Raw genomic sequence first — 24,054 nt, 5'->3', positions numbered from 1 at the left:
TTTTTAATTTTTATTTGCTAAACTACCTTTAATTAGAAAAAAAGGGGGGCGTGCCAGTGTCTACGGAATTTTCCGATTATGAGAATCTCTTGATTCAGTTAGCTGAAGATTATTATTTAGCTAATATTACCATCACTGATTTAACCGCCAAGTACGGCTTAAGCCGCTATAAAATTTTAAAATATTTAGATGATGCCAAAACGCGACAATTGGTAACCATTTCCATTTATAATCCCTACGCCCGCAACTATGACTTAGAAAATATCTTTGCGGAAAAATATAAAACGAAAGTCTTCATTTTAAAAGAGAGCGAAGACCTCGTCAAAGAAGACAGTAACTTTTGGCATTTTTGCGCCTTAAATATTCAAGCTTTAGTAGACCAAGGGAAAATTATCTCTCTTGCTTGGGGGGATTCCGTCTATAAAACCATAGATCAGTTTGCTACCAAGTTAAATGAAAAGTTAGTTTTTACCCAATTTATCGGGGAAATCGGCAAGTATAACTCCCTAGCCGGCTCTATGCGCTTAGTCCAAAAGGCGGCCAATCGCTATGAGTCCGACTATCTAACCCTAAGTGCTCCCCTTTACGTCTTAAACGATTTAGCGCGGGAGTTATTATCCATGGAACCGATTATCGCCAAAACATTGGATACCGCTCGCCACTCTGACGTTTTAATCTCAGGCATTGGTACAGTAAATTCCGTGGATTCCGTTTCTTCTTGGAAGCAACACAAACGCATTCTCTTTGGCTCATTAGATCACGCTGTTGGCTTCTTATATGGTCGCCCCTTCAACCTCCGCGGCGAATTTATTCAAACTGAACAAGACAAAACTTTCGGGTTAACTATCGAAGAAATTTTAAAAATTCCCGTGCGGGTTGGTGTTTGTAACTACAAGTTTAAAGCAGAAGCACTCTTAGGCGCCTTAAACGGTAACTTCTTCACCCATCTTTATTTAGACGAAAAATCTGCTTTAACCATTTTATCTTTAGCAAAAGACGATGAATAACCTTTGTCGGATTGAAATTTTTCCAGTTAGTTCATAATGATTTAACAATACTTCGTTAAAATGAAGGCAACAGGAAGAAAAAATGAAGGGATTGAAGAGGATGTATCAAGGGTTAAAAGCATTTTTTGCGGCGCATAAATTAGACGTTTCCACAATTTTCAAAAAGACGGGCTATATCTTTTCGTTAGATGACACGTACAAAGAGCACAGCGTTGAAGAAGTCACACCTAAAATGTTGGTGATTTTAGCAACAGCTACCGATAAATCAATTTTTGAAGTGCGGGATGAATTACTCGCCTTAGCTTAATTAAAAATAATAAAAAGCAGTTCCTTTTATGTTTTGGCCGCTACAAGTTTAACTTATGGTGGCACTACATGAATAGGAACTGCTTTTTTAATTTATTAATATTAATCGTCCGTTTCTTTTTTTAAAATTTCACCAGTAGCGTTTTCAATCTTGACCTCCACTTCTTGATTATCCTTTTTTACTTCAACTTCCCAATAGGTCAGACCCAATTTCTTTTCCACTTTCCAGGAAACAGCCTGTCCGCTAGATACGGCAGTTTGCGCAAGCTGCGTTATTTCCGCCTGACTCTTTAAGTCGGACAGTGTCAACTTCTCTTCGGCACGTTTCACACCGCCAGCTTCGTCTTGCTCTAAATTTTCTGCTTCTTTTTTGACAATCTCTTCAGTAGTAGCATTAAACTTCAGCTCGTACTCCTTTTCATCATCCAGGCCTTCAAACTCATAATAGTAAACACTGTGATCCGCATCCAACTTCAATTCTGCAATATCTACGTCAGGAAACTCTTTTTGGAAGATGGCAATAGCTTCGGAAAAGCTCAAAACAATGCCATTATCAGTGATATCCGCAGTAGCACCACTCGTTTGTGGTGCGCTACTCGAAGCAGTGGTCTCTGTTGTTGCAGTAGAACTGGTCGTAGGCAGCGTACTGCTACTGTTAGTCGTTTCACTATCTTTCGGTGGTGTCGAAGTACATGCACTCATTAAGCTGATACTAAACAAGAAGAGACTAATTGCGAGTATTTTTTTCATCATAAACTTCCTTTCTTTATCGTCTCTTTATCGTCCAATCCAATTGATTGACTGAGCAAGTTACAATTGCCCCTCTCTTGAAACAAAATTCCTTACTTCCAGTCTAACAGAGATTGGCTTTTTTCTCAGATTTATAGCTTGTCTATCAAAAATCAAGCTAGTTTTAGAATTACAGTGCTGAATCAATTACTCTACAGCGATTCTGCCTACTAGTAAAAAAGATTACTAACTCCCTTTTAGGAAAGCTAGTAATCTTTTTACAACTTCTTCTTAGCATACACAACTTTTTTTTGTGGGAACTAACGTGATTGTGCCATCTAAAGAATGCATCACGATGTACTCAGTATTAGGCTCTGGGCTTTTGTCCTCTTCTTCTGGTAAATTCAACACTACTGAATTCCCTTGTAATCTTGATTTTGTAATCAGCATAATTTATCTCTCCTTATTAGTTAAAAACAACTTACGTCTCTAAAATCTTCTCGGCAATATTATATCGTTAATCAAAAAAATAATTATAGATAGAACTATTTTATTTCTCCTAACTATAACTACAACCTAATTTCTTATCCATTTGAAATACAGAAATTTTTTTGTAATTTTCAGCAAGGTTTTTATTATCATTTTAGCATTTAATCTTTGATAATCTGTAATTTTTACTATTGATATAATGTAAGCAGTACGCTATGCTTAATTTAAAAAATTACGCATGGCGACTATCGTTACCTGCCATTAAATGGGAGCAAAATATTATTTTGGAGGGAGTAAAGTGAGTAATTTCTTTGCATTGGTTTTTTTGGTATCTTGTGTTGGGACATGGTTTTTTATTAAGAAACAAACTAATAGGAAAAAATTAAACGTCGGTATCGGATTAATATTAATCAGTATAGTATGTATTGGGCTGCTTGGAGGCTGCACTGCTAAGAGTAATGGTAAGGATGCGGCATCATCATCCTCTTCCACTACCATTTCTACATCGGAAGTAAAAAAGGAAAAGTTGACTTTAAAAGCGCCAGCTGAGGTTGAGGCTGGGACTAATAAAAAAGCTGAGATTACTGGCGTAACGCTACCAGGAGCTGTTGTTAGTATTGACTCTGGAAATTCTGTGACCGCCGATAAAAAAGGAAATTTCAAACTATCTTATGAAATTTCAGGTGAAGAATCTAAAGAACTAACCATCAATGCCAAATTGGCTGACGATAAAATTAGTTCCAAGATTTTGATTAAGCAAAATTCAGAAGTGGTTGCTCAACTTCAAGCTGAGGCTACAAAAAAAGCGGAAGAAGAAGCCGCTGCGCAAAAGGTAGCAGAAGAACAAGCTGCTGCACAAAAGGCAGCAGAAGAACAAGCCGCTGCACAAAAGGCAGCTGAAGAACAAGCCGCTGCACAAAAAGCAGCTGAAGAACAAGCCTCTGCACAAAAAGCATCTGAAGAACAAGCCGCTGCACAAAAAGCATCTGAAGAACAAGCCGCTGCCCAGACCACAAACAACGAACAAATCGTATACGTTGCTCCAGATTCTGGAAAAAAATATCACTTTAGTTCCACTTGTAGAGGATTAAGCAAGGCAAACTCTGTTGTTTCTATGACTTTATCTGAAGCTCAAGCTCAAGGATATACCCTCTGTGGCTGGGAAGATTAGTTTTTAAATCCGTTAACAACCAGTGAAACTAAGGACACCTTTAATTTGGAAATAAGTTATAAAATTTTTGTCCAAGGTTAAAGACCTTGCTAATTTACGAAAGTTTTTTGAAATTGAAAGGAAAAGTTGATTATTGGCCTGAAACCAGCATCAACTAAAAGGAGAAAAGCCATGAGAGCAAAATATAACACTCTGATTATTCCCTATTACCTTTCTGAGGTGCCATTATATTGTATTTAAAAAAGAGCAGACATGAAAGCTTGGCAGTTTGTTGCTGGCGGTGGCGAAGGCGATGAAATCCCCAAGATGGGCGCAAGTCGAGAGCTATCTGAAGAAACCGGGATTAGCGAAATTGATACGCGTTCAATGGAAACTTTAGATACCATAGGAACAGTTCCTAGTAATTTATTTGTACCCTTTAAAGAAGCTTGGAAAGATGGATTATACGTCATTCCAAGCTATACGTATGCCTATAAAATGACTCAGCTGAACGTAAAATTATCCCAAGAGCATTTGGAGTACCGCTGGGTTACCTTCGATCAAGCTATGGAATTGCTCCACTTTGATTTAGATAAAACAGCGCTGTGGGAATTAGATAAGCGTATAAAAAACGGCCTTTAAAGCTGACTCTGGCAAAATAAAATTGTGTGGATACCCTCACATGGGACATCAGTAAACGATTTGAAAAGATGGGATATTAAGACCACACATAACCGGTTACCATTAAGTTATGATTGCTATGAATAGAAACGAGGAATTAACTTGAAAAAATTAGCATTGTTGGGAATGACTGTTTTAACTGTTGCATCACTTGCAGCTTGTATGAGTGGGAATATTACGAGTCAAGATTTGCAAAAAAATGATTGGGAAACTGATAAGAAGGACGAATCGACTGGGATGAAAATGATGAGTTCTTTTACAGACAATGAAATGACTTTTTATTTTGACACAAGTGAAATGGAAACAAGCAACAGCAGTGGTCTAGAAGCTTTAGGTGAAGAGTTTGGTAAAAGTCTTTTGGAAAATATTAAATTTGAATTTGACTACACACTAGAAAAAAATGAATTAACGCTTAAAAGCGATGATGAAGGTTTACTTGATGTCGATAGTGCCTATACTGTCAAAAAAGATGGTAAAAAAATTATCCTCACACCTGTTGATAGTGACCAAGACGGCAAAATTATTCTAACGCCTGCACCATAACTATGACTCATGATAAATATCTTCCCCACTGCAATTTGTTGGTGCTCCTGCTAACGAATTGCAGTGTTTTTTTGTCATAGAAAAAGCCTGTCAACAGTAGCATTGTTGACAGGCTAACAAAGACAAATTTATTTTTTCGGTTCATCCTCATCGGTTTTCAGAATGGCCAAGAAGGCTTCTTGTGGTACTTCCACTGAACCGATTTGTTTCATCCGCTTTTTACCTTCTTTTTGTTTCTCTAACAGTTTGCGTTTCCGAGAAACGTCGCCGCCGTAACATTTAGCCAGAACGTTTTTCCGTAAAGCTTTAATATCAGAACGGGCGATAATTTTTTGACCGATGGCCGCTTGAATGGGTACTTCAAATTGTTGGCGAGGAATTAATTTTTTCAATTTCTCCACAATAACTTTCCCGCGTTCAAAAGCAAAGTCACGGTGGACGATAAAGCTTAAGGCGTCCACTCGTTCAGCGTTCAATAAGATATCCATTTTCACCAGCTTGCTAACGCGGTAGTCAGACATTTCGTAATCTAAAGAGGCATATCCTTTAGTGGAAGACTTCAATTTATCGAAAAAGTCATAGACAATTTCGGATAAAGGAATTTCGTAAACGACATTGACGCGATATTCATCGAGGTAATCCATGGTCACAAAATCCCCCCGTTTCCGTTGGGAAAGTTCCATCACGGCCCCCACGTATTCGTTGGGCACCATAATATGGGCTTTAACATAAGGTTCTTCCACCGATTGAATTGTCACAGGTTCTGGAAAATCAGCCGGATTGTCCACGACGATTTGACTGCCGTCAGTCTTGTTCACGTGATAGATTACAGAAGGTGCAGTGGTAATCAGTTCTAAATTGAACTCCCGCTCCAAGCGTTCTTGCACCACGTCCATGTGTAAGAGACCTAAAAAGCCACAACGGAAACCAAAACCTAATGCTTGCGACGTTTCTGGTTCGAATTGTAAAGCAGCATCGTTTAACTGTAATTTTTCTAAAGCTTCCCGCAAGTCGTTATACTTAGATGTTTCGATAGGATATAAGCCACAAAAGACCATCGGGTTCATTTTGCGATAACCTTCTAAAGCTTCGGTTGCCGGATTATTCGCTAAGGTAATCGTATCCCCGACGCGCGTATCTTGAACGGTCTTGATGGCGGCGGTAATGTAGCCCACGTCGCCTACCATCAAGTAATCTCGTTGAATGGCTTTAGGGGAGAAGACCCCTACTTCGGTTACTTCAAACTTTTTGCCGTTACTCATGAGCATAATCACATCGCCGGGCCGCACAATGCCATCCATCACCCGCACGTTTAAGACCACGCCACGATAACTATCATAGACGGAGTCAAAAATTAAAGCTTTCAAAGGGGCCGTCAAATCGCCAGTGGGTGCCGGAACAATCTCCACAATTTGTTCTAAAATCTCTTCAATCCCAATCCCAGCTTTCGCACTGGCTAAAACCGCTTCACTGGCGTCGATGCCAATGACATCTTCAATCTCTTGGCGCACTTTTTCTGGATCAGCCGCCGGTAAGTCAATTTTATTAATCACCGGGATAATTTCTAAATCGTTGTCTAAAGCCAAATAAACATTAGCTAGCGTTTGGGCTTCAATCCCTTGCGCTGCGTCCACCACGAGAACGGCGCCTTCACAAGCCGCCAAGGAGCGGGATACTTCATACGTAAAGTCCACGTGTCCTGGGGTGTCAATCAAATGAAAAATATACGTCTTACCGTCTTTAGCATTGTAGTGCAATTCGACAGCATTCAATTTAATGGTAATCCCCCGTTCTCTTTCTAAATCCATGGAGTCTAGGAGTTGTGCTTGCATTTCCCGTTGTGAAACGGTATTGGTTTTTTCTAAAATACGGTCAGCTAAAGTGGATTTTCCGTGGTCGATATGGGCGATGATGGAAAAATTCCGAATTAACTCTTGCCGTGCCTTTAATTCATCTATCTTCATTACGTTCCCTACTTTCAGTTAGTCAATAGTATTATAACAAGCAAAACTACACAAGGAAAGTCTTTTTCCCCTAAAGGATAGTTTGCCATTCGTTTCTTATTTTAAATGGTGCTATAATAAAAATAACTATTGAGATTGGAGTTGGAATTATGGAAGCCGACTACAAAAGTCAGCTGGTAATTAAGCAAGTCACGGAAAAAGACGTGAATCAATTTAACGAGTTATTGCGCTACGTTTTTCAAATTACTGATGATGAAATTGAAGAAAGTGGTTTTGAAACAAAACGCGAGCTCTTAAAGTCCAAACAGCCCATTTTAAAATTATCCGATGTTTTCGGCTGGTTTCAAGGCAATCAATTGGTCTCCCAAATCGCCATTTATCCTTGTGAAGTCAACATTCATGGCAAAATTTTTGCGATGGGGGGCATCACGGGTGTGGGCACCTATCCCGAGTTTGCCGGTCACGGTTTAATGAAAGACTTAATTCATTTAGCCCTGACGAAAATGCGAGCCAAAAAGCAATGGATTTCTTATCTTTATCCTTATTCCATTCCCTATTACCGCAATAAAGGTTGGGAAATTATGAGTGATAAAATTACTTTTAAATTGCGAGATACCCAGCTTCCTAAACCCATCACCTTGCCGGGCATTGTGGAACGGAAAAATGTTGACGATCCAGATGTGGATGATGTCTACCAACGTTTTGCCAAAGAAAATCATGGCGCCTTGATTCGCAATCAGTTTCACTGGGAAGAATATTGGCGCTATGAAAAAGAAGAAGAACGCACTGCGGCTATTTATTATGATGAAAATCATCAGCCGCAAGGAGTCTTGTTTTACTGGATTCGCGATGACATTTTCCACGTGCGGGAGATGTTTTATTTAAACCAAGAAGCTCGGAATGGTTTGTGGAACTTTATTAGCGCCCACTTTTCCATGGTTTACTGGGTGGAAGGTGATATTTATAAAAATGAACCCCTCGCTTTTCTCATTGAGGATTCCCAGTTTAAAGAAACGATTGAACCTTACTATATGGCGCGAATTGTCGACGTTGAAGAATTTTTAGCCCATTTTCCTTTTAATTACGCCCCAGGACTTCAGGCTTTTCATTTGGCCGTCACTGATCCTTTGGCTGAATGGAATCAGGATATTTTCGGACTGGAATGGGATGACACCGGAAAGCTTACCGTCACGCGGGGTAAAGCTTGCGGTGAGAAAGTCGCCTTGAATATTCAAACTTTAAGCTGTTTATTAATGAACTATCGTCGGGCGACTTACTTAGCTAAAATTGAACGCCTCCACACAGATGCCGGCACGTTAAAAACTTTAGAGCTGATTATCCCCGATACGGAAGCTTACTTTTCTGATTACTTTTAAAATGAATAACACGTCTCTTTTCTATGCTCATGAAACGCACAGGAAGAGACGTGTTGTTTTATTTTTGTAAACGAATAATTTGATCAATTGTGGTGAGCACGGCTTGCTCATCGTTGCTCCCCGTAATATAACGTGCAATTTCTTGTACCTCTGGAAAAGCATTACGCATCGCAAAACTAAAATCAGCTGCAGCCAATAATTCTAAATCATTTAAGCCATCGCCAAAAGCCATGGTTTCCGCCGGTGTCACCTTTAAAATTTTTTGGAGCTGGGCCACGGTCGTGCCTTTATGCACACCGTAGTTGGAAATATCGATCCACGCCGCTTCAGAAGCAACAATGTAGGCTTGCTCTTGAAAGTCCGCTAATTCTTTGACACTGGTGAAACAGCGCAACTGAGGATCAAAGACCGTAATTTTAACAAAATCCTCAGAGATGGTAGCCAGCTCTTCCACTGTGGTAACTCGCGTATAAGAACGACGTAATTTAGAGGCAATTTCTTCTGGCACCGAATTTTTAATCACGGCAGCATCAGGTGTACAAACGATAATCACGTGATCGTCGGCAATCTTTTCTAATTGGGTAATGATTTGTTGCCCCAAACTATTGGGTAAAAAGGATTCATAAACATATTGCCCTTGATGCTTGATTCGCGTGGCGCTGTCTCCTAAAATCCATAAATCACTAGCTAATTCTGGTCCAAAGAGTTCTTCCACGCGCTCGCATTGCTTCCCGGTACAAGGAGCAAAAATAATTCCTTGTTGAGCCATTAATCCTTGCACTTTTTGATAAAGCTTGCGGTCAAACGTTCCTTGACTGTTTAAAAACGTGCCATCTAAATCGCTGATTACTAATTTAATCATCCCGTCACCTCTTGTCGTTTTGTTTTGCTTACTTTAGTATAACGGGAAAAAGTTGGAAATGATAGCGCTAGCACGAGTGCGAATCATAAAAACATCTGCAAACTACACCTCAATGGCTCGCTCACAGATATTTTTTACTGTTTTTATTTTCTCAATCGTTGCGCAAGTTCTCTCAATGCTTTTTTATCCAAAGCAAAATGTAATAGCGCAGCTGCTTTATCGTAGGATATCCATTGATATACTGTGTCATTCTTAAAAATATTGACGTTCTCTTTTGGATTAGACAAGTCGTAAGCAAAACATTTTACCGGCAGCCTGTGGTGGTGATGGGTAGTTAATCTTCTTGATAGTCCAGGAGTACTAGTCTCCAAGGAGATTAAAGGGGTTAGAGGAAAGAAATTTTTAGGCAAACAAAATTCTTTAGCTAGTAAGCTTAAAGCGGCTTCTTCAGCACTTTCCCCAGCTTTCCCACTCCCCCTAACAAATTGCCAAAATCGCTGATTTTTTCGTTTCAAAATACTTACTTGTACTTGGTTATCTTCATCATACCGATAAGGGAGTACCAAAATAGTAAAGGGTGTCGTCATTTTTCACCTCATTTTTTTATCTCATAATGCTAGCTGAGACTGGCAAGATATTTAGTAAAGCCGGCTTGGGAAGTATTACTCCATTTAATTTGAATATCGGCAATCCCTGTTGTAGTCGGTGTTAAAACTTGCACACCAGTAGCAGTCAAAAGTGGTGCTAATGCCGGCATTTCCGCCGTAATTTTCAGCGCCACAAACGTATAATCTCGCGTTAAAAGCGCCAGACCAGCTGCCGCAGAGCTCACCTCACCCTTTTGATAATAAGGACCATAGAGAATCGTCTGCAGGGTATCAAAAGGATAAGACAATACTTCCTCGTTTTCTAGCAAGGTCACCACGTTAAAATAAATAAATTTTTTATCCGTCAGCAGCAGCACATTGCTATTATCGTTGGCAAAGAGTCGCAGGTATTCCTTAGTGCTGGCTTTCGTTACTGGAACATTCACCCAAACCCCTAACTTTTGCTGTTCAACGACCACACTTAAAATATTTTCAGTCGGTGCTAAGCTGGCTTGAATCTTACTAAGAACTTGGTCTTGCAGAAATAAATGTTGTCCTTCACTTAACTCCGCTGCGATTTTTCCCATCAACAGTAGCGCCAACTCATCAACTATTTTTTCGGTTGTAACCATTGCGCATCCTCCACTCTATTTTTTGATATTGGAGACCTTTTATTTAGTATACGCTTTCATCATTAAGTAAGCTAGCTCAATCAGCAGCCGAAAATAATTTTAAAAACAAAAAACCATCTGTAACGACTCAACAAGGAGTAGTACAGATGGCTCTTCATTTTTTTGTTAACGACGATTTCTTTCTACAGGTACACGAATCGGTTCGGGTTTAGTTTGCGCGGCTTTCAACCCCACCAAGAGTAACCCTGCTAAAGAAGCAACGCCTAACACTGTAACAATACTAGTGACAACCATTTGCATCTTCATCACCAACCTTTCTACCTTAAGTATAACAAGGATTTCTTTTTAAGGTGTTAATCTTGCTTGAAGATTTCTTTAAAGATTATTTAAGACGATTATTCCTCGTCTTCTGCAAGGGGTTCATTTTGGAAAACTAACTGATCTCCCAATAAAGTGACCGTTACTTTCGTCTTCGGTAAGACCCGACCGGCGATGATTTCTTTGGCCAATGGTGTTTCCAATTCTTTCGTTAAGAAGCGTTTCAATGGCCGCGCACCATAAGCTGGATCGTAAGCTTGTTCGGCAATCCACGTTTGTGCTTCCGGACTCAAGACTAATTCAATCTCTTGATTTTTCAAACGATCAGCAACTTGTTCCACTAATTTACCCACGATACCCTTGACGTTCTCGAGGCTTAACGGGGTAAATAAAATAGTGTCATCAATCCGGTTAAGAAATTCTGGTTTAAAGTGACCTTTCAACAGTTCCAGCACTTGCTCTTGGATATTTTCAGGAATTGTTCCTTCAGGGGTAACGCCCTCTAGTAGCAACTGCGAGCCGATATTAGAAGTCATAATCAAAACCGTGTTCTTAAAGTCTACTACGCGTCCTTTAGAATCCGTTAAACGACCATCATCTAAGACTTGTAGCAATAAATTGAAAACATCTGGATGGGCTTTTTCAATTTCATCCAGTAAGACGATGGTATATGGATTACGACGCACAGCTTCGGTTAATTGGCCGCCCTCTTCATACCCGACATAACCTGGAGGAGCTCCCACTAGCCGGGAAACGGCAAATTTTTCCATATACTCACTCATATCAATCCGCACCATGTGGTCTTCAGAATCAAATAAGTTTTCCGCTAAAGCTTTGGCGAGCTCCGTCTTCCCGACACCTGTTGGTCCTAAGAATAAGAAGGAACCTAATGGCCGGTGTGGATCTTGTAAGCCTGCTCTTGAGCGTAATACTGCATCGCTCACGGCATTGACGGCTTCGTCTTGACCAATTACCCGTTGATGCAAGGTTTCGTTTAGTTTTAAGAGTTTTTCCCGTTCGCCTTCGACTAGCTTGGTGACTGGAATCCCAGTTAAACGCCCAACGACTTCGGCAATTTCGTTTTCCGTGACGGATTCTTGCACCATCTTCAAGTCATCGCTTTGAGCTTTGGCTTCTAGTTCTTTTAATTCTTTTTCCAATTGTGGAATCGTCCCGTGGCGTAAAACAGCCGCTTTTTCTAAATCGTAATTATTTTCCGCATCTTCCAATTGACGCCGGGCTTGTTCAATGGCACTCCGTTTTTCAGAGAGTTTCCCAACTTCTTCTTTTTCGGTTTCCCATTGCATTTTTTTAGCGTTGGCTTCTTCTCGTAAATCAGCCAGCTCTTCTTGCAAATTAGCCAAACGTTTCTTCGAAGCGTCATCGGTTTCTTTTTTCAAGGCGGCTTCTTCGATTTCTAATTGCATTAAACGCCGCGTGACTTGGTCTAATTCGGTAGGCATGGAGTTCATTTCCACTTTAATGGTGGCACAAGCTTCATCCACTAAATCAATAGCTTTATCCGGTAAAAAACGATCCGTGATGTAGCGGTCCGATAAAGTAGCCGCAGCTACCAAAGCATTGTCGTGAATATTAACGCCATGATGGATTTCAAAACGTTCTTTTAACCCCCGCAAAATACTAATCGTATCTTCGACAGTCGGCTCTTGCACTAAAACTTTTTGAAAACGCCGCTCTAAAGCTTTATCTTTTTCCATGTATTGCCGATATTCATCTAAGGTGGTCGCTCCAATGAGGTGTAGTTCCCCACGTGCTAACATGGGTTTCAATAAGTTACCCGCATCCATCGAACCTTCTGTTTTCCCGGCACCCACAATGTTGTGAATTTCATCAATGAATAAAATAATTTGGCCGTCCGCTTTTTTGATTTCTTTTAAAACGGCTTTCAAACGTTCTTCAAATTCACCACGGAACTTAGCGCCCGCAATTAAAGAGCCCATATCTAAAGAAAAAATCGTTTTGCCTTTCAAATTATCCGGCACATCTTTTTTGACGATTCGCTGAGCTAGACCTTCCACAATGGCGGTTTTCCCTACCCCAGGTTCCCCAATTAAAACCGGATTATTTTTGGTTTTCCGCGAAAGAATTCGGATCACATCACGAATTTCTTCATCGCGCCCAATGATGGGATCTTGTTTACCGGCACGGACTTGTTGGACTAAGTCTACGCCGTATTTTTCTAACGCTTTGTATTGTTCTTCTTGATTTTGTGAGGTCACTTTTTCTCCTCCTCGCAGTGTTTCGATCTGACTTTGTAATTTTTTAGCAGTAAGTCCTTGGCGATTTAAATAAACGGTTAAGGGATAATTTTTCAAACTCATTAACGCAAGAATCACAATTTCCGTACTGAGATACTCATCGCCAAATTGATTTTTTAATTGTTCAGCTTCTTGTAATAAATGATAAAGATTTTGACTCATACTTTGACCATAGTTTACGTTACTGCCGTTAACCTGCGGATATTCATCCAACAAGCGGTCAATTTCTCCTTCAAAACTAGCCACTTCAATCCCACAATCTTGATATAAATTGCGACCGAAATGATTAGGCGTCATGAAGATTTTCCACAAATGGGCAATGTCAATTTCTTGATGGTGACGTGTCACCGCAATTTGCTGTGCTTGACCAATGGCTTCTTGCAACGTCGTAGTCATTTTTTCTGGATTCATTTTATCTACCTCCTTTAGCACTGTAACCATTATACTGCTAATGGTCAGAATTGGTCAAAAAGAAAGCCTTCAAAATCTCCGAAAGTTTGCTTGAAATTTTATTTTTAAAGTGTGCCCTCAATCCTATATTGTAAAGTAATTATGAATATGCTATCGTGTAAATAATAGAAAATATCTTGTAGCCTTTGTTTTTAAATATTTTTTTGAAAGGATTTCGCACCATGAAAAATAAAAAGAAAATTTTATGGCTCATTCCCTTACTCGTGTTAACTTCTGCCGTCCTACTTTTAAAAATAAAAACAGACAGCGAGAATCCTAACAACGAAGCTGCGAAAAGTCTAGCTACTTCAACTTCTGTCCCTAATTTAAGTCCGCAACCTTTAGCGACAGAAAATTCCGCAACTGAACCAGTCCCATAACTGGCGGCTTTGCTACTTTGACGCCTACAACCTTGGCTTTAGGCAAACAACTTTTGGCCGCTGATGCCCTGATGCCTGCCTATGCTTACGATCATATAAAGCAAGGCTTAACTTCCACCAAAAATAGCAACGCAGATTTAAATACTTATCTTGCAAAGGCGGATTGCAAGACGTGTTTCGTAGAACTTTTTAAAACAGAGCTAGCAAATACTGCGGCGACTGATTCTTTAAATCCATTAGTTTTAGCCCGTATTTTAGCACTTCCTGACTTTGACGAAAAAAGAGCTGAAATAACGGCTCTCGTAAAAAATACTAACGATGAATCTCTTTACGGCAGTTACCTCCGTGAGCTGAAATCTTAATCAAATCGCTACTGTAGAAAATTGGATTGCCGCAAAATAAAGAGCAGAGCCAAACTCCCAAAAAAGTTTGGCTCTGCTCTTTTTATGCCTTTACCCAATTAAAGTAACAATCTCCTGATACAACGTTTCAACATTTAATAAACCGTAATCTTTTTGGGTAATCGTCAACACTGGAATTTGTGGAAATTCTTTAGCTATATCTGCTTGGGCATACGCAAAAGCTGGCGTTAACAAAATGAGGTCAGCCTCTGGGCCATGCGTGGCAACTTCATTGGAAGTGTGGGTGATGACACTGATATCCTTTTGTTTTTCTTGCAGCAAGTTTACTAATTTTTGTTGTAAGAATTGCGTTTGCAACTGACCGCTAGCGGCAATGAAACTGACAACCATGTCAAAAATAATGACCTTCTTGTCCTGACTACTCCCCTTCGTCCTATTACCTTTTTCCATCTGCTTACTCCCTTTCACCTTTGAGAACAAGGAAGCCAAAAAAGTTTTGCTTTGGTTGCCTAAAATTTTATCCACCGAAACATCAAAGTAATGACTTAGTTTAAGCAATGTTTCTAAATCGAGATTACTTTCGTCTCGCTCCCATTTTGAAACGGCTTGCGGTGTAACGTTTAAAACTTGGGCTAAATCTTTTTGCGTTAACTTTTTGGCCATCCTTAATTCGCGAATATTTTTTCCTAGTGCTAACATCAGTCTACCTCCCCTGTTTGAACTTAAGCAATGAACTCTCTGTTGAACGTCCTAAAAAATGACTCAACTATTCGTTGAATCTTGTCTTAGCTTCAGTATAGAACATTACTGCCGATTAAACTATGCGCTTAATGCAAAAAAGTAGCACTGAAAAATTTCAGCACTACTTACTTTCGCTATCCTCTTCTTTGATTTCTTGCACTTCTTGTTTTAAACTACGGCGCTTACGATAAGCGGCAAAACCTAGCCCCAGTAAGAAAGGTAAGACGTAGGTAGCAAAGCGATACAAAAGTAAAGCGGAAATGGCCGCAACTTGTCCGACTAATGGACGGAACAATAACGTAAAGACAAATTCAAGTGAACCAAGTCCCGCCGGTGTGGGAATAATGCCGGCTAAAATCGAGGCAAAGGCTGTGTAAAAGAAGCATTCAAAAAAGCCCAGCGAGGCTGTTTCTCCTTGGAAAACTAACCAAGGAACGATAAACCAGAAAAATAATTTCCCCAAGTTTAACAAAATTAATTTGATTAAAATACTTCGATCTTGTAGCAGATGTAAAACCATTTCACGAATGGAGAAAACTTTGAGATTCAACTCATCGATGCGATCGCGCCACTTATCACTTTTAAACATTTTATTAGCCAGCATTGCAAAAAGTGTTTGCAACGTAATGCTTAAAGATAAAGCCAAGAGACCGGCGATAATTAGAAATGTCACCACAATTCCGGCAATTACGCCGGCAAATAAGCTGGGGGATTCTTGCAGCAGCTGAGGACCAAAGAAAATCAGACCCACGATGGAAAAGATAATTAAGGCTGCCTTGTAAAAAATCATCCGCAATGAGACTAAGCCAAAGCCTTTTGAAGAAGCGAGGCCTTTATCACGGTAATACAATACTTCAGCGACAATCGTTCCTGCCCCAAAGGTAATCACCCGCATGAACGCCGTGTAACAAGAACACCAAAAGCCGTCGTAAATGGAAAACTTTTTCACGGAGCGTTGAATCATGGTTTGAATATTCGCCCCTTCAATTAGCTGAAATAAAAGTCCGGCCCAAACAACCAGAAAAATAATAGCAAGATTCGTCTGCGCTAATTGTTGAAAAACACTTTCCATAGAGGTTCGCACGACATAAAAAATTACGCCAAAAATTACCACCACTAGTAAGACATTTAAGGCAAGTTTTAACTTTTTCTTCATATACCACCTTTGAAGACAAGCCACCACAACACGATTAAAAGCTCCAACATCCCTAGGGCAAAAGCAAGAGTGAAATAAATTTTGCGTGTTTTATGATGAAACAAACGACTGGCAATAAAACCACCTAAGCCGCCACCCAGCATCGCCAAGCCTAACAAGTGCGCTTCAGGTACCCGCCACCCGTGATGAATCGCGCGATATTTATCAAAACCCATTAAACAAAATAAAAAAAGATTGACTACTAATAGGTAGCCTAACAAAATATTTACCACGTTGTCTCCTCCTTTCTTTGTCTATCTTAGCCGTTATTCAAAAAAAATGCAAAAACCATTGTCGCCGTCTCCCTCCAAGCTTTGGCTTTTAGGAGCAGACAGCGCCAATGGTTTACTGATAGTAATTATTTAGCGTTTAATTCGGCAATTTTTACAATGACATCCGTCGCTTTTTCCATGGATTCTAAAGCAACATATTCAAAGCGACCGTGCATATTTTCACCACCAGCAAAAATATTTGGTGTAGGCAGACCCATTAAGGAAATCTTGGACCCATCTGTCCCGCCCCGTACTGGTTCGATAATTGGTTCAATGTCCAATTCAATCATGGCATTTTTCGCTAATTCCACAATGGACATATCTTTTTCAATAACTTCCCGCATGTTGTAGTATTGGTCCGCCATTTCCACATGGACGCGTTCTTGATCAAAGGAGGCATTTAATTTTTCAGCGACGTCTAAAATTTGTTGTTTCCGCGCTGCAAATTTTTCTTTATCGTGATCACGAATAATGTAGCTCATTTTTGCTTCTTCCACATTACCTTCCACGTGCATCAAATGGAAGAATCCTTCGTACCCTGCGGTTTTTTCTGGCACTTCGTCTTGTGGTAAGGCATTTTGGAAATCAACAGCTAATTGTAAAGCATTAATCATGGTATCCTTGGCTGTCCCTGGGTGGACATTTTTCCCTTGAATCGTAATGTTAGCATAAGCGGCAGAGAAAGTTTCATATTGTAATTCGCCGACTGGTCCGCCATCAATCGTATAAGCAAAGTCCACATCAAACTCTTCCACATCAAATTTATTAGCACCAACACCGATTTCTTCATCAGGACCAAAACCAACGCGAATTTCTCCGTGTTTAATTTCTGGATGTTGAATTAAATAATCCATCGCTGTCATAATTTCGGCAATCCCGGATTTGTCATCAGCTCCTAGTAACGTCGTGCCATCCGTGGTAATTAAAGTTTGCCCAGCATAATTTTTTAAATGCGGGAAGTCTTTCGTCGTTAAAACAAATTTTCCTTCAGCGTCCAATGGAATGTCTGATTGGCCATCGTAGTTTTCAACGATTTGTGGGTTAACATTTTCAGCGTTAAAGTCAGCCGTATCTAAATGGGCGATAAAGCCAATTTTCCGTGGTGCATGGTCGGTATTCGCTGGTAACGTACCAATGACATAGCCGTTATTTTCGTTGTAGAAAACATTTTGCAAGCCAATTTCTTCCATCTCTTTTTGTAAAATACGGGCGAAATCAATTTGCGTAGCTGTTGACGGCGTCGTCGTGCTGTTTCCATCTGAGCGAGTTTCAATTTTTACATACTTTAAAAAACGATCCAACAATTTTTCGTACATGGTACATCTCTCCTTTTGTGCTATTTATTTTATTGAAAAGAAAAAGGATTCGTATTGACCTTGGAGGCCACAATCGTTAGGTCCTCCTCCTTTTCTAACTGCCAAGAATTAAAAAGACGGACAAGCTTTTCTTTACAAAAGCTCTCAATATAATGGCCTGGATCAATCACTGTCAATCCTAGTGCTTCCATATCATGGGCCGTATGATAATAGACATCACCGGTAATATACACATCGGCGTGTTGCCTAATCGCATCGGGATAAAATTTTTCGCCACTCCCACCACAAATGGCAATACGTTGCACCATTTGTTGCGGGTCATTAGCGATTACTTTAACTGTCGGTACTGCAAAAGTCTTTTTCACCCGCTGAATAAAATCCGCAAGGGGGATTGGCGTTGCGAGATTCCCCACGCGGCCCAAGCCGTAGTTCTCCCGCTTACCTTCGTCTAAAAAAATATCTAAAACTGGTTCTTCATATGGATGATGTTGCCACACTGTTTCAACAACCATCGCCAACAATTCTTCTGGAAAACTCACTTCTAATTTTTCTTCAGGAACGGCGCTAGGCTGATTTTTAGTGCCACTAAAAGGTTTTGCTTCAACATTTGGCGTAAAATAACCAGTCCCTGCACTAGTAAAGGCACATCCTTGATACGCCCCAAGAACGCCTGCCCCAACATTAGCTAAAGCGTCCCGCAAAATTGTCGTGTGACTGGCTGGAACAAAGGTCTGTAGCTTATAGAATTTTTTCGTATGGGTCGGTGTTAAATAGTCTGTTTCTTGAATTTCCAAAGCTTCACAAAACCAGTCATTCAAACCGTTAGGAACGATATCTAAATTAGTATGGGCGACATAAACGGCAATCTGATGCTGAATTAAATCCAAATACATTTTCGTTTGCGGATTGTCCGTCGTAATGGTTTTAGCTGGACGAAAAATTAAGGGGTGTTTGGCAAAAATTAAATCGACACCGGCAGCAATCGCTTCTGCCACCACTTGCGGCCGCACATCTAGGGTCACTAAGATTTTTTTTACAACAGCGTTACGATCCCCGATTTGTAAACCAATCGGATCACCTTCTTCCGCTAAAGATGGCGGACAATACGCTTCAAAACGTTCAATAAAATCAGCAACAATCACACCAGTACCTCCTTAATTAAAGCTAATTCTTGTTGGAAATACGTCACTTTCGCTGGCTCAACATCTTTTGCTGCTAATAACTGATTTAAAATGCGTTCTTTATTATGATATTCCCGCAGCCATTTTGCTTGAAAAACTTGATTTTCTTTAGCTTGTAACAAAATAGGACCAAAAAGGAGCTCAGCTGGCGTTAATAAAACTTGCGCCGGTACTTTTTCTGCCTTGATAATCTCATAAGTTTTATTGTTTTCCTCAAGAATTACCTCTTGAGTAATAACGTAATTTTCTGCTACTAACCACTCCCGCAGTAAATGTTCCCCAACATTAGCTTGTAAAATTAACGTCATGGCTGGCGTCAATTTTTCTTTTCCCGCTGCTAAAATATCGCGAATCAACTTGCCCCCCATCCCACAGATGGTGATGCACGTTAACTGGTCGCTTTCTTCAATTGCCTCTAAACCATCGGCTAAGCGGACGGTCACTTGCGCGGTCAATTTTCTTTTTTCGATTTGTTCAAGGGTTTGTTGATAAGGTCCAGGTACTACTTCGCCACAAACTGCTGCTGTAATTTGCCCTTTTAAAAGTAAATAACTAGCTAGGTAGCCATGGTCGGAGCCAATATCTCCTAAGCGGCTGTTTTTTGGAACCAAATCGGCCACCGCTTTTAAGCGCTTTGATAAGCTATATTCATTCATGCTTTTCCTCACCTCGTGTTCATTATACCAGTTATTTATGGTGGAGAAAAAGACGATTTTTCCTTCTTTTCCGTAACAAATTTCTCACAAATAAAAATTCACTTCCTGAAACTCGTAAAGGATAAAACTAGCGAGTCTCAGGAAGAAAAATTTATTTTCCTAATTCCACCGTTTGAATGGAGTTGCCAGGAATTTGTGGGGGAATCGACATGGTCATAATCGGCATCCCTTGTAAAGTGAAGCGGACAATCGCTCCGGTTTTGTAATCGTTTGCATCAAAACTCGCCGCAAACTGTTCTTCGCTAACATTCAGAATGACACCGTCATTAGCAAAAGACTTACTGATTTCTTCTGGATCATTGATGGCTTCAACGTCCGTCAACTTTAACTGTATGGAACCATCTGCACTCGTTGTCGCTTCTTCAGCTAACACACCAGTAAAAACACTAGCATCACTGGCCACTTCAGCGCTACTTGAGGCTGTCGTACTTTCTTGTGTGCTAGCTTTGTTTTCACCACAAGCGGAAAGGAATGTTAAAGTGGTTAAACTCAGCAAAATACCAAAGATTATTTTTTTCATCTTGCAAAACCTCCTTCTAGCTAAATTATCCAATAAGATAACTAGTAAGTCAATGCAATTTGAAAACATAACCCTTGGTATTATTGATTGTTTATTTATTTTTTTATAACACTTTAATTCATATTGCGTCGGTTGCGCCCTTCGATGTGGACTTCTTTAGTTAAGTAGCGTACCCGCTCCATTAATCGTTTGGCTTTTAAGGGTTCTTCCTCTCCTTTGTTATTGGTCGTCAGGTAAACCCGCTCCAAATCTTTCATGGCGATATTAGAAGAGATGAATACCGGCAATTGCTCTTGCATCCGATATTGCAAAATGACCCCCAGTACTTCATCCCGAATCCAACTAGAGAGAGTATCGGCCCCCAAGTCGTCTAACATGAGAATCGGAACTTTTTTTGCTTGTTGTAGTTGTTCATCTAACGTGCCCCGGCCAATTCCGCGTTTCATTTCACCAGCAAAAGCAGGAAAATGGACGACTAACGTCTCGTGGCCCCGCACGGCTAATTCATGAGCGATAGCACCTAAGAGGTAACTTTTTCCCACCCCAAAACTACCGGACAAATACAAGCCTTTATGAAAGTCGCGGGGATTTTCTTGATAGGCTTCCACAAAAGCCAAGGCTTGATCAATAGCAGGAGCTCGCTCTGGTGTCAACTCCAGTTGGTCAAAAGCTGCATTTTTGACGTCTTTAGGCATTTCAAAAGTGGAAACACGACGCATAATGGCTTGCTTTTCTTGTTGCGCTAAAAGTTCAGCCGTGGGTACATAACTCACATCAACAAAATGATGATTCAAAACTAATTGCGGTTTATAACCAGGAGCAATCATGGTCGTATCTTGGGTTAAATATTTCTTTTTTTCTTGGACAAACTCATAAAGTTTAGCATAGCTTTTCATGACTTCCTCTTCAGAAAGTTCATCAGCATGCTCTTGTAAAAAAGCTTGCACTTCATTATCTTGAAGCACATCTTCCATCAACTGCTGGTAGACGCCTGCTACGTGTCGTTGATCCATTAAATGGCGCAACGTTTTCCCCACATTTTCCATCTGCTCACCGGCTTTCCTTTAATTTTTCGATGCGTTTTAAAAAGGCTTCTTTGTCTTTTTCGTCCATCTCCGTTTCCGTCATGGGCTTATCTACCCAATCAGGCAACTCTTCTTTCGGCCGTTTGCGCTGAGGGCTATTATTATTCTTCCGCCCATAACGTTGTTCTTTAGATTGTTGGCTTTTCCCGATAAGTTCCTTAATTTTCACCATGGCATCTTCAGGTAGCTGAACTTTATTTTGCGCCCAATCATTGGCAATCGTATTGACGTAAGAAGCTTGCAGGCTAGCTTGATTTTGCTGGCGCAAGACATAATCAATTAAAATGTTTAAAACGCCATCACTCAAAGTACTGCGCCTGCGCAATTGCTCCAGTAAGTACCGTTCTTGATCCGCCACAAAGCCCCCTTTTTGCTTTTTAATAGCGGCTAAAAAGTCCATCGGGCTAATCTTTTCAATTGTTTGAATAAATTGTAACTCTGCTGCTGAAAACCCCTGTTGTCTCAACCCAGCAAACCGTTCTTCATTGGCGGGTACGCTTGGTTTTGCAGCGATGGTTTGTAACTTGGCATTAAAGTTTTTGGCGATGGCTTGTTTCAGTTTTTTTAAGTTAAGACCGTCATCATCGGCAGTCTCCACTAATAATTTGCCTAACGTAAAGTCATCATAGCCATAAAGGTCAGCCAATTGTACTAACTCCGTCCGTTCAAGCCCTGTTAATTGTTTGAGTTTTAAACCTTGCTTTGCTAATAAATCGGCTAAAAATAGCCAGTCGATTTTCGTTGCAGGCGGACGAACTTCTTGTACCTCTCCGATGGTGATGGGTAAAGGCTGGCTCATTTGAGCTTGTGATAAATCAAAACTCCCTTGAAAAGAAGTGGTAATTTCGATTTCTTCACTGTTAGAGGCACTAGTAGCCGTTTGTGTTAAGAAATACTGGGCCAACATTTGATAATCTTTTTCGCCAATTTTCCCTAAAAGTAAATGACTAAAAATATCGTCTTGTAAAAATTGCCGCGCACTAATTGGCGCCACCAATTGGTAATGATATTCATTTTTAGGCGTGACAAAACTCCGCAATAGCCCCAACGCTTCTAATTTATAGCGGGCTGTTAAAAAATTTTGCAGTCCTAAATCTAACCGCGTTAAAAGTTGAAAATGAGGCTGGGGATCTGTAAATTTGCTTTGAAAGGCAAAGAATTGATACAAACTCAAGGCAATACTTCCCACTAAAGGTAGGTAGAGGCCTTCCAGTACCTCTTGCTCTTGGGACGTCAAGGGTAATCCTTGCGTTACAAAAAAAGTTTGGCTAGGTTTTAAAACGTCTTCAGTCACCGTCATTCCTCATTTTTTTTCGCTTTTTGGACAATCTCTTGTAATTCCTTTAAGAAAACCGACATATCTTTAAACTGACGATAGACGCTGGCGAAACGAATGTAAGCAATCTCGTCTAAGTCCACCAATTCTTCCATCACGTATTCCCCAATCAAGGTACTGGAAACTTCATTTTCTCCCAGATTGCGAATTTTACTTTCAATTCGCGCGACTACGGCTTCCATCTGTTCTAAAGAAACCGGTCGTTTCTCAGCGGAACGGACGAGGCCCCGCAAGATTTTTTCCCGCTTAAACTCTTCCCGTTCGCCATTTTTTTTCACCACTAGTAGCGGAGCTACTTCAATGCGTTCAAAAGTGGTAAACCGAAAGCCACAGCTTTCACATTCCCGACGCCGACGAATCGCCTTACCATCGTCAGTGGAACGGCTATCAATAACTCGCGAGTTGGCATGATTACATCGTGGACAACGCATGGTCCTCACCTCTTTACTGTAATTTAAACTACTGTTAGTATAACAGATTCTAGCAGCTTTTTTAAAGAAACACCCTGACATTTGCTAAATTTTAGAAACTTTTACCTTAAACTATTTTTTGGCGGCAAATAAAAAATTGATGGAGCGAAAAAACTCCATCAATTCTTATTTCATAGCGCCCTTAAAGTCGCGAGCCGTTGGTTCACTTCTTCTGGTGTCCATTGTTGCTTTAAAACGTAGCGATTTTTCGGATGTTGACTGCAAGTTAAACAACAGCCCCCTAAGTGCCGGTACTCATTTTCTGCTGATGCTAAAATTTGGCGATTGCACTCAGGATTGGCGCAATTAATGTAGCGCTCACAAGGCGTGCCGTCAAACCAATCTCGCCCCACCACTGTTTTAGCCACGTGATTGATTTCCACACTTAATCGTTCATCAAAGACGTACATTTTCCCTTCCCATAAAGCACCTTGCACTTGCGGATCTTTCCCGTAAGCCGCAATCCCACCGTGGAGTTGGCCAACATCTGTGAAGCCTTCTCTTAAGAGCCAGCCGGAAAATTTTTCACAACGAATGCCCCCGGTACAATAGGTGACAATCTTTTTATCCATAAAGCGTTCTTTATGATCGCGAATCCATTGGGGCAGCTCACGAAAATTGCGAATTTCTGGGCGAACGGCCCCTTGAAAATGACCCAAATCGTATTCATAATCATTGCGGGCATCCAACACCACCGTCGCTGGATCCAATAAAGCTTCTTTAAAGGCCGCCGGCGTCAAATATTTTCCAGTTAAAGCTGTTGGATCTATGTCATCTGCTAAATTTAACGCCACCAACTCTTTGCGGGGACGAACGAACATCTTTTTAAAAACGTGGCTGGGACTTTCATCCACTTTAAAATAAGTCGCGGCAAAGCGGGAATCTTGATGTAAGTAATCCATATAAGCTTGCGTTTCGGCTACTGTCCCAGAGATCGTGCCGTTAATTCCTTCTGTCGCCACTAAAATACGACCTAATAAATGCAAATTTTTGCAAAAAGCTAAGTGTTCGTTGGCAAAAGCAACTGGATCAGGGATAGACGTGTAACAATAATAAAGTAAAACCCGATATTCCATTTTTGTAAGCTCCTTTCCTCGTCAAATCTTG

26 protein-coding genes and 1 pseudogene are annotated in these 24,054 nt (G+C 40.5%); 8 read left to right on the top strand and 19 right to left on the bottom strand.

Annotation, left to right across the window (positions count from 1 at the left end; translation table 11 throughout):
* Positions 1 to 56: 56 nt before the first annotated feature.
* Entirely contained in the window at positions 57 to 1,007 is a 951-nt protein-coding gene (locus FFM57_RS03495) for a sugar-binding transcriptional regulator (RefSeq protein ID WP_137599131.1), read from the top strand.
* An 82-nt stretch (positions 1,008 to 1,089) separates the two neighbouring features.
* On the top strand, positions 1,090 to 1,314 hold the full coding sequence (locus tag FFM57_RS03490; protein ID WP_137599130.1) for a hypothetical protein: 225 nt from the start codon (positions 1,090 to 1,092) through the stop codon (positions 1,312 to 1,314).
* A gap of 101 nt (positions 1,315 to 1,415) precedes the next feature.
* On the opposite strand, the gene FFM57_RS03485 is transcribed toward FFM57_RS03490, so the two are convergent.
* Together FFM57_RS03485 and mazE are read right to left on the bottom strand one after the other, a co-directional pair.
* Positions 1,416 to 2,063, bottom strand: a complete 648-nt coding sequence (locus FFM57_RS03485; RefSeq protein ID WP_170999875.1) for a PepSY domain-containing protein — start codon at positions 2,061 to 2,063, stop codon at positions 1,416 to 1,418.
* Positions 2,064 to 2,348: 285 nt separating this feature from the next.
* Positions 2,349 to 2,492, bottom strand: a pseudogene (mazE, locus tag FFM57_RS09960) (type II toxin-antitoxin system PemI/MazE family antitoxin); the annotation flags it as partial.
* Between the two features lie 337 nt (positions 2,493 to 2,829).
* Between mazE and FFM57_RS03475 the strand changes: the two are divergent.
* From FFM57_RS03475 to FFM57_RS03465, 3 genes are all read left to right on the top strand, one after another.
* The gene (locus tag FFM57_RS03475; protein ID WP_137599128.1) at positions 2,830 to 3,702 is read left to right on the top strand and encodes a hypothetical protein; all 873 of its coding nucleotides are present in this window, start codon (positions 2,830 to 2,832) and stop codon (positions 3,700 to 3,702) included.
* A 252-nt stretch (positions 3,703 to 3,954) separates the two neighbouring features.
* Positions 3,955 to 4,323: an NUDIX domain-containing protein gene (locus FFM57_RS03470; protein WP_137599127.1), complete on the top strand. Its 369-nt coding sequence runs from the start codon at positions 3,955 to 3,957 to the stop codon at positions 4,321 to 4,323.
* 141 nt (positions 4,324 to 4,464) lie between these two features.
* Positions 4,465 to 4,905: a hypothetical protein gene (locus FFM57_RS03465; protein ID WP_137599126.1), complete on the top strand. Its 441-nt coding sequence runs from the start codon at positions 4,465 to 4,467 to the stop codon at positions 4,903 to 4,905.
* 128 nt (positions 4,906 to 5,033) lie between these two features.
* Here the strand turns inward: FFM57_RS03465 and lepA are convergent, their stop codons facing one another.
* Positions 5,034 to 6,869, bottom strand: a complete 1,836-nt coding sequence (lepA, locus tag FFM57_RS03460; RefSeq protein WP_137599125.1) for a translation elongation factor 4 — start codon at positions 6,867 to 6,869, stop codon at positions 5,034 to 5,036.
* 149 nt (positions 6,870 to 7,018) lie between these two features.
* On the opposite strand from lepA, the gene FFM57_RS03455 reads away from it, so the two are divergent.
* Complete coding sequence (locus tag FFM57_RS03455) at positions 7,019 to 8,245, top strand: GNAT family N-acetyltransferase (protein WP_137599124.1); 1,227 nt, start codon at positions 7,019 to 7,021, stop codon at positions 8,243 to 8,245.
* Positions 8,246 to 8,303: 58 nt separating this feature from the next.
* Here the strand turns inward: FFM57_RS03455 and FFM57_RS03450 are convergent, their stop codons facing one another.
* The 5 genes from FFM57_RS03450 to clpB form a co-directional block, all read right to left on the bottom strand.
* A complete protein-coding gene (locus tag FFM57_RS03450) occupies positions 8,304 to 9,107 on the bottom strand; it encodes an HAD-IIB family hydrolase (protein ID WP_137599123.1) in 804 nt (267 codons plus the stop codon).
* A 143-nt stretch (positions 9,108 to 9,250) separates the two neighbouring features.
* A complete protein-coding gene (locus FFM57_RS03445; protein WP_137599122.1) occupies positions 9,251 to 9,694 on the bottom strand; it encodes an NUDIX hydrolase in 444 nt (147 codons plus the stop codon).
* A gap of 29 nt (positions 9,695 to 9,723) precedes the next feature.
* Positions 9,724 to 10,326, bottom strand: coding sequence for a hypothetical protein (locus FFM57_RS03440; protein ID WP_137599121.1), 603 nt, complete (start codon positions 10,324 to 10,326; stop codon positions 9,724 to 9,726).
* Between the two features lie 165 nt (positions 10,327 to 10,491).
* Positions 10,492 to 10,632, bottom strand: a complete 141-nt coding sequence (locus FFM57_RS09825; protein WP_170999873.1) for a hypothetical protein — start codon at positions 10,630 to 10,632, stop codon at positions 10,492 to 10,494.
* Positions 10,633 to 10,721: 89 nt separating this feature from the next.
* Positions 10,722 to 13,334 carry an ATP-dependent chaperone ClpB gene (clpB, locus tag FFM57_RS03435; RefSeq protein ID WP_137599120.1) on the bottom strand — a complete coding sequence of 871 codons (2,613 nt, stop codon included), beginning with the start codon at positions 13,332 to 13,334 and terminating at the stop codon, positions 10,722 to 10,724.
* Positions 13,335 to 13,555: 221 nt separating this feature from the next.
* On the opposite strand from clpB, the gene FFM57_RS03430 reads away from it, so the two are divergent.
* A complete protein-coding gene (locus tag FFM57_RS03430; protein ID WP_137599119.1) occupies positions 13,556 to 13,753 on the top strand; it encodes a hypothetical protein in 198 nt (65 codons plus the stop codon).
* 17 nt (positions 13,754 to 13,770) lie between these two features.
* Positions 13,771 to 14,115, top strand: coding sequence for a hypothetical protein (locus tag FFM57_RS03425; protein WP_137599118.1), 345 nt, complete (start codon positions 13,771 to 13,773; stop codon positions 14,113 to 14,115).
* 90 nt (positions 14,116 to 14,205) lie between these two features.
* Here FFM57_RS03425 and FFM57_RS03420 read toward each other — a convergent pair whose 3' ends face one another.
* The 11 genes from FFM57_RS03420 to trhO form a co-directional block, all read right to left on the bottom strand.
* The gene (locus FFM57_RS03420) at positions 14,206 to 14,814 is read right to left on the bottom strand and encodes a helix-turn-helix domain-containing protein (RefSeq protein WP_137599117.1); all 609 of its coding nucleotides are present in this window, start codon (positions 14,812 to 14,814) and stop codon (positions 14,206 to 14,208) included.
* Positions 14,815 to 14,977: 163 nt separating this feature from the next.
* On the bottom strand, positions 14,978 to 16,012 hold the full coding sequence (locus tag FFM57_RS03415) for a lysylphosphatidylglycerol synthase transmembrane domain-containing protein (RefSeq protein WP_137599116.1): 1,035 nt from the start codon (positions 16,010 to 16,012) through the stop codon (positions 14,978 to 14,980).
* Positions 16,009 to 16,284, bottom strand: coding sequence for a DUF1294 domain-containing protein (locus tag FFM57_RS03410; RefSeq protein ID WP_281275723.1), 276 nt, complete (start codon positions 16,282 to 16,284; stop codon positions 16,009 to 16,011). The genes FFM57_RS03415 and FFM57_RS03410 overlap by 4 nt, the downstream gene beginning before the upstream one ends.
* Before the next feature lie 125 nt (positions 16,285 to 16,409).
* On the bottom strand, positions 16,410 to 17,639 hold the full coding sequence (pepT, locus tag FFM57_RS03405) for a peptidase T (protein ID WP_137599115.1): 1,230 nt from the start codon (positions 17,637 to 17,639) through the stop codon (positions 16,410 to 16,412).
* A 29-nt stretch (positions 17,640 to 17,668) separates the two neighbouring features.
* A complete protein-coding gene (locus tag FFM57_RS03400) occupies positions 17,669 to 18,781 on the bottom strand; it encodes a Nif3-like dinuclear metal center hexameric protein (protein ID WP_137599114.1) in 1,113 nt (370 codons plus the stop codon).
* Positions 18,778 to 19,476, bottom strand: a complete 699-nt coding sequence (locus tag FFM57_RS03395; RefSeq protein ID WP_137599113.1) for a tRNA (adenine(22)-N(1))-methyltransferase — start codon at positions 19,474 to 19,476, stop codon at positions 18,778 to 18,780. The genes FFM57_RS03400 and FFM57_RS03395 overlap by 4 nt, the downstream gene beginning before the upstream one ends.
* Before the next feature lie 151 nt (positions 19,477 to 19,627).
* Complete coding sequence (locus FFM57_RS03390; RefSeq protein ID WP_137599112.1) at positions 19,628 to 20,056, bottom strand: hypothetical protein; 429 nt, start codon at positions 20,054 to 20,056, stop codon at positions 19,628 to 19,630.
* Between the two features lie 113 nt (positions 20,057 to 20,169).
* Positions 20,170 to 21,102 carry a primosomal protein DnaI gene (dnaI, locus tag FFM57_RS03385; protein WP_137599111.1) on the bottom strand — a complete coding sequence of 311 codons (933 nt, stop codon included), beginning with the start codon at positions 21,100 to 21,102 and terminating at the stop codon, positions 20,170 to 20,172.
* A 4-nt stretch (positions 21,103 to 21,106) separates the two neighbouring features.
* Positions 21,107 to 22,435, bottom strand: coding sequence for a DnaD domain protein (locus FFM57_RS03380; protein ID WP_170999872.1), 1,329 nt, complete (start codon positions 22,433 to 22,435; stop codon positions 21,107 to 21,109).
* A 2-nt stretch (positions 22,436 to 22,437) separates the two neighbouring features.
* Entirely contained in the window at positions 22,438 to 22,908 is a 471-nt protein-coding gene (gene nrdR, locus FFM57_RS03375) for a transcriptional regulator NrdR (protein WP_137599109.1), read from the bottom strand.
* Positions 22,909 to 23,078: 170 nt separating this feature from the next.
* Positions 23,079 to 24,023, bottom strand: coding sequence for an oxygen-dependent tRNA uridine(34) hydroxylase TrhO (gene trhO / locus FFM57_RS03370; protein WP_137599108.1), 945 nt, complete (start codon positions 24,021 to 24,023; stop codon positions 23,079 to 23,081).
* Between the last annotated feature and the right edge of the window lie 31 nt (positions 24,024 to 24,054).

This window comes from Enterococcus nangangensis, from assembly GCF_005405245.1.
GTDB lineage: Bacteria > Bacillota > Bacilli > Lactobacillales > Enterococcaceae > Enterococcus_J > Enterococcus_J nangangensis.
This window is presented reverse-complemented; position numbering and strand designations above follow the sequence as displayed.

Bases quoted from the DNA above. Each gene is read 5' to 3' on its own strand.
- FFM57_RS03490 (WP_137599130.1), top strand. From the start codon at position 1,090: ATGAAGGGATTGAAGAGGATGTATCAAGGGTTAAAAGCATTTTTTGCG.
- FFM57_RS03485 (WP_170999875.1), bottom strand. From the start codon at position 2,063: ATGAAAAAAATACTCGCAATTAGTCTCTTCTTGTTTAGTATCAGCTTA.
- FFM57_RS03470 (WP_137599127.1), top strand. From the start codon at position 3,955: ATGAAAGCTTGGCAGTTTGTTGCTGGCGGTGGCGAAGGCGATGAAATC.
- lepA (WP_137599125.1), bottom strand. From the start codon at position 6,869: ATGAAGATAGATGAATTAAAGGCACGGCAAGAGTTAATTCGGAATTTT.
- FFM57_RS03455 (WP_137599124.1), top strand. From the start codon at position 7,019: ATGGAAGCCGACTACAAAAGTCAGCTGGTAATTAAGCAAGTCACGGAA.
- FFM57_RS03450 (WP_137599123.1), bottom strand. From the start codon at position 9,107: ATGATTAAATTAGTAATCAGCGATTTAGATGGCACGTTTTTAAACAGT.
- FFM57_RS03445 (WP_137599122.1), bottom strand. From the start codon at position 9,694: ATGACGACACCCTTTACTATTTTGGTACTCCCTTATCGGTATGATGAA.
- FFM57_RS03440 (WP_137599121.1), bottom strand. From the start codon at position 10,326: ATGGTTACAACCGAAAAAATAGTTGATGAGTTGGCGCTACTGTTGATG.
- FFM57_RS09825 (WP_170999873.1), bottom strand. From the start codon at position 10,632: ATGAAGATGCAAATGGTTGTCACTAGTATTGTTACAGTGTTAGGCGTT.
- clpB (WP_137599120.1), bottom strand. From the start codon at position 13,334: ATGAATCCAGAAAAAATGACTACGACGTTGCAAGAAGCCATTGGTCAA.
- FFM57_RS03430 (WP_137599119.1), top strand. From the start codon at position 13,556: ATGAAAAATAAAAAGAAAATTTTATGGCTCATTCCCTTACTCGTGTTA.
- FFM57_RS03420 (WP_137599117.1), bottom strand. From the start codon at position 14,814: ATGTTAGCACTAGGAAAAAATATTCGCGAATTAAGGATGGCCAAAAAG.
- FFM57_RS03415 (WP_137599116.1), bottom strand. From the start codon at position 16,012: ATGAAGAAAAAGTTAAAACTTGCCTTAAATGTCTTACTAGTGGTGGTA.
- pepT (WP_137599115.1), bottom strand. From the start codon at position 17,639: ATGTACGAAAAATTGTTGGATCGTTTTTTAAAGTATGTAAAAATTGAA.
- FFM57_RS03395 (WP_137599113.1), bottom strand. From the start codon at position 19,476: ATGAATGAATATAGCTTATCAAAGCGCTTAAAAGCGGTGGCCGATTTG.
- FFM57_RS03390 (WP_137599112.1), bottom strand. From the start codon at position 20,056: ATGAAAAAAATAATCTTTGGTATTTTGCTGAGTTTAACCACTTTAACA.
- dnaI (WP_137599111.1), bottom strand. From the start codon at position 21,102: ATGGAAAATGTGGGGAAAACGTTGCGCCATTTAATGGATCAACGACAC.
- nrdR (WP_137599109.1), bottom strand. From the start codon at position 22,908: ATGCGTTGTCCACGATGTAATCATGCCAACTCGCGAGTTATTGATAGC.
- trhO (WP_137599108.1), bottom strand. From the start codon at position 24,023: ATGGAATATCGGGTTTTACTTTATTATTGTTACACGTCTATCCCTGAT.